At 66.3% G+C, this 1,773-nt stretch carries 2 protein-coding genes; both read left to right on the top strand.

Translation table 11 applies throughout. From position 1 onward, the window contains the following. Nucleotides 1-1,522, top strand: a 1,522-nt coding sequence (uvrA, locus tag FJY88_14175) for an excinuclease ABC subunit A (protein ID MBM3288474.1), incomplete at its 5' end; no start/stop codon positions are given. Nucleotides 1,523-1,602: 80 nt separating this feature from the next. After that, on the top strand, nucleotides 1,603-1,773 hold a 171-nt coding region (locus FJY88_14170), incomplete at its 3' end, for a hypothetical protein (protein ID MBM3288473.1).

The raw sequence follows: 1,773 nt of genomic DNA, 5'->3' as shown, positions 1-1,773 counted from the left end.
CGAGAGAGAGCGGCCGATCGCGGAAGGAGTCCTCAAGGAGGTGCGCGACCGGCTCCGCTTCCTGGACGATGTCGGTCTCAGCTACCTCACACTCGATCGCGCCTCCTCGACGCTCTCGGGCGGCGAGGCGCAGAGGATCCGGCTGGCGACCCAGATCGGCAGCCAGCTCGTGGGGGTCCTCTACATCCTGGATGAGCCCTCGATCGGGTTGCATCATCGGGACAACCAGCGGCTCCTGGATACCCTCAAGAGCCTCCGCGATCTGGGAAACACGGTCATTGTCGTGGAGCATGACCGCGACACGATGCTCGCGGCCGACTGGCTGATCGACTTGGGGCCGGGCGCAGGCCGGCACGGGGGAGATCTCGTGGCCAACGGCCCTCCAGCGGAGGTGATGCGTCATCCGGCCTCACTCACGGGCCAGTATCTCTCCGGGCGGCGGAGCATACCCGTTCCCTCGGTCCGGCGCCCGCCAACGGGTCGCCACATCGAGATCGTGGGAGCGCGGCACAACAATCTGAAGGATGTGACGGTCCGCTTCCCGATCGGGCAGTTCATTTGCGTCACGGGAGTCTCGGGCTCCGGCAAGAGCTCCCTGGTGAACGAGATCCTCTTTCGCGCCCTCGCGCGGGCCCTTCATCAGAGCGGCCCGATGCCCGGCCCCCATCGGAGGGTCGTCGGTCTGGGCCACGTGGACAAAGTCATCGAGATCGATCAGTCCCCGATCGGCAGGACGCCGCGATCCAACGCGGCGACCTACACGGGGGCGTTCACGGAGATCCGGGATCTCTTCGCGCGGCTGCCGGAGTCGAAGGTGCGCGGCTACAGCCCCGGACGTTTCTCCTTCAACGTGAAGGGGGGAAGATGCGAGTCCTGTGGAGGCGACGGGGTCGTCAAGATCGAAATGCACTTTCTCCCCGACGTCTACGTCCGCTGCGAGGTCTGCGGCGGAAAGCGCTACAACCGCGAGACGCTGGAGGTTCCCTACAAGGGGCGGAGCATCGCGGACGTCCTCGATCTGACGGTCGAGGAGGCTCTCTCGATGTTCGAGAGCATTCCGGTCCTCCGGCGGCGGCTCGGCGCGCTCCAGGACGTCGGCCTCGGCTATCTCCACCTGGGGCAGCCCGCCACGACGCTCTCGGGAGGGGAGGCGCAGCGCGTCAAGCTCGCCACCGAGCTCTCGAAGGTCTCAACCGGCCGAACCATCTACATCCTCGACGAGCCGACGACCGGGCTTCACTTCGAGGACATCCGGATCCTCCTCGAGGTCCTAGGGAAGCTCGTGGACGCGGGCAACACCGTGATCGTGATCGAGCACCAACTCGATGTGATTCGCACCGCGGATCATCTCATCGACCTCGGTCCCGAGGGGGGGGAAGAGGGGGGATGGCTGGTCGCTTGCGGGACCCCCGAGGAGGTGGCGGAAGTGGTCGGCTCGCATACCGGGCAAGCCCTGCGCGGAGAGATCGGAGGCCAAGCGCGCGGAGTCGGCCGGCTTCCCGCAGGTCGGGCGCGGCCTTGACACTCCTGTGGACCGCAAGTAGAGTGAACGCGTTGTGCCCGAAACGATTACCTTAGTTTCCACCGATTGAAAGGACGCCGATGGGGGCCGATCTTCGCAGAACCCCTCTCTGGGAACTTCACCGCGAGGGGGGCGGCAAACTGGTCGGGTTCGCGGGATGGGAGATGCCCATTCACTACGCCGGCGGCCAGCTCGTCGAGCATGAGGCCGTGCGCGCCGACGCCGGCCTTTTCGATGTCTCCCACATGGGG

It is taken from the genome of Candidatus Eisenbacteria bacterium (genome assembly GCA_016867495.1).
In the GTDB taxonomy this organism is placed as follows: domain Bacteria; phylum Eisenbacteria; class RBG-16-71-46; order CAIMUX01; family VGJL01; genus VGJL01.
This window is presented reverse-complemented; position numbering and strand designations above follow the sequence as displayed.